Below are 2,783 nucleotides of genomic sequence, written 5' to 3' on the forward strand. Positions count from 1 at the left end.
CTTCCGGCTGCGCTAAGGCAACCGTGGGCACCATGCCGCATGCCAACACCACCGCAAACGAACACGCGACCATCTTCGACATAAAGCCGCTTCTTCTCATGCGCGTACCTCTTTTCACGTAGCCCCCTTATAAGGGGAGACACCCCGCTCAACAGTTTCTTAACCTTCTTGACACCACTCTCAAGAAGGTAGTATACAGGCAAAGGATGTTCCTGCCGTAGCCGAGCGTTTGTTCTTTTGATTACAAAAACCAGCAGCAAGCGTTAAAAGGCGGGGAGACCCCGTGCAGATCGTGCCCACCTGGGATACTTCCCTCGTCTTTAGCCGCTTAAACACTGTCTGCTATGCGCACAGGAAACGCTGCTCAAATTCCGCAATCGAGCACGGCTTGCCGATGCGATAACCTTGCGCACGCGTACAACCGGCCTCACGCAACGCGTCGTGCTGCTCTTCAGTTTCGATACCTTCGGCAATCGTTTCAATACCCAAATCATCACATAACGTGACCAGCCCGCGAATAACCTGCATGGTTCGTTCCTCCACGCCAAGCCCCCATACCAACGACTTGTCAATTTTAAGCACATCAAACGCCAGTTGGATGAACAGCGAGAAGTTTGCGTTTTCTACTCCAAAGTCATCAATTGCCACCCGAAAACCTTTGCTCCTCAAACCATTGATAACGCTGCGAAGCAGCTCATCGCTTCTCTCACGGGTCGATTCAGTAATTTCTATCTCAATAAACGAAGGATCGATACCATAAAACGCCACCGTTTTAGCCACGCGCTCAACAAAACCCGCATCGCCAATGGTACACCGCGAGAAATTGACGGCAAGGGGGATTGCGTCTTTACCCTGTTGCTGCCAACGAGAAACCGTTGCACACGCCTCCGATAACGCAAAGAAATCAATGGCAGAAATCTCGCCCATATCTTCAAGCGCCGGAACAAAGGAGGCAGGCAACGCTTGCAAGCCTTTCAGCGGATTGTGGTAGCGAATAAGCGCTTCGGCAGCTATAATGCGCCCCGTTTCACCTGAGGATTGCGGCATCAGGCACACGGTAAACATACCCGATTCAACCGCCTCCTGAGCGCCACCCGGTCGCAGTAAATTGCTTACAGCTGCATCTGAAGCGAGGTCAACGCCCAAGTCAATCGCCCGATGCCGCCCACGCTTCGCGCTACGCATACGCTCGCCAGCAAGGTCGAGCAGAGCAATGGTGTCGGTGCACTTCTCGTTCCATGCAGACCCAAGCGATGCCGGCAAACCCTTATCCAAAAGCAACTGCATTGCACTTTCTGCCTTTTGAGCGAATTGCTTGTAGTCAATATCTGCGGCAATAGAACAAAACTCATCGTCACCAATGCGATACACCGTATCACCAAACACTTCATGCAAACACGAGCTTATGCTGCACAACACTTCGTCACCCACAGCTCGACCCTGTTCGCGATTAATGACAGACAAACGATCTGCATCGACAAGAGCAAAGCCAACGCCCGCAAAAGCTCCTTGGTCAAAATCGCGGTGGAACGCAGCGCGAGAACGCGTCTGCGTCAGCGTATCGTACCAGGTCAACTCATCTACTTTCCTTTGCGCAATCGCACGCTTTACGCTTGTCGATACAAAATACGCCAATCCCATGAGAGGTGTTTCAACAGCATTGAGTCCTTCACGTTTCGGATTATCGGCACCAAGAAATCCCATAATATCGCCGTTTATTTCTATGGGTGCAGCAACAAGAGATTCTATCCCCAAATCAGACAGCGTTTCTCTCTCGGCACCTCGATCCTCTGCAAGGTCGGCAACGCTCTCGATAATTACCGCTCGGTCCAAGGAGAATCGCTCAAGCCAATAGTCAATCAGCACAGAGGGTATATCTTGAAGAATCTGTATTTGTGAGGCAACGCCATCCTTGCACCATTCATGCGTATTGGAAACACCCTGGCTCCGCAATCGAAACATATAGGTACGGTCGGCCTCCAGAAACGCTCCAAGCATACCCAATACCTCGTTGAGGGCAACGCCAATATCACCGTCTTTTTCCAGAACCTTTACGCAAGCGATAGCCATGTTTCCCGCTTCGGCCAAAAAGCGATACTGGGCCCGCTCGTTCACCTGTTCGGTTACGTCGAATGCCACTTCCAGTCGCACCGTCCTGCCCCGCCAAGATACCAGCTTGTCCCGCAGCAGGTAGTGCTGTTTCGTAACCTCGTTTGTATGCTCCCATTCGTAGAATGTATCAAAACTTAGCTTGCTGTTTGTGCAAAATGGACAAGGTTCTTCGCGTCCTTGCAGCACACGATAGCAAGCATCGCCGCGCTCAATTCCTTCGCTGCCAAATAACTTCAAACCAGGCTTGTTAAGATAGAGCAGCTCGTATGTTTCAACGTCGCTGACATACACTAGCTCAGACAGCCCCGAGAGCAGCTCGTCTGTCATGTCTTCCATTCGGAATAAACCCCCTTGGCTTCCTGCAACAGGTGGCACAACGCTTACCCGCACTACTCCTTTACGCGAACAACACGGGGCTCTTCGCGCAAAATGTCATCAAGGCTGGCAACCTGCGTTAGCACAGCGCGCACGCTCTTTTCACGAGCCATGTGCACGACATACGCCAGATCCACCAAGCCGCCCTCCTTCTTACCCCGCTGCACATAACGTGCCACCTCCAACACAGCACGATACCCGTACTTTTTTTGTACAGTTCTCCTTATGATACCAACCGTGGCTTACTACAAGGCCCCTCAAGTGCGAATTCCCTAAAAGCTCTGTACGCCTTTTCT

General features: G+C 51.7%; 2 protein-coding genes. Both read right to left on the bottom strand.

What is annotated here, in order from left to right; all coding sequences use genetic code 11:
• Window positions 1-342 precede the first annotated feature (342 nt).
• Window positions 343-2,448 (bottom strand): sensor domain-containing phosphodiesterase, encoded by a 2,106-nt coding sequence (locus RR842_RS13495; RefSeq protein ID WP_332730102.1) that lies wholly within the window; start codon window positions 2,446-2,448, stop codon window positions 343-345.
• Between the two features lie 53 nt (window positions 2,449-2,501).
• Window positions 2,502-2,654: a hypothetical protein gene (locus tag RR842_RS13500; RefSeq protein ID WP_332730103.1), complete on the bottom strand. Its 153-nt coding sequence runs from the start codon at window positions 2,652-2,654 to the stop codon at window positions 2,502-2,504.
• Between the last annotated feature and the right edge of the window lie 129 nt (window positions 2,655-2,783).

The organism is Gordonibacter sp. (assembly GCF_036667095.1).
Classification (GTDB): domain Bacteria; phylum Actinomycetota; class Coriobacteriia; order Coriobacteriales; family Eggerthellaceae; genus Gordonibacter.

What these genes read in the sequence shown, in the direction of transcription:
- RR842_RS13495 (WP_332730102.1), bottom strand. Translation starts at nt 2,448, where the DNA reads ATGGAAGACATGACAGACGAGCTGCTCTCGGGGCTGTCTGAGCTAGTG.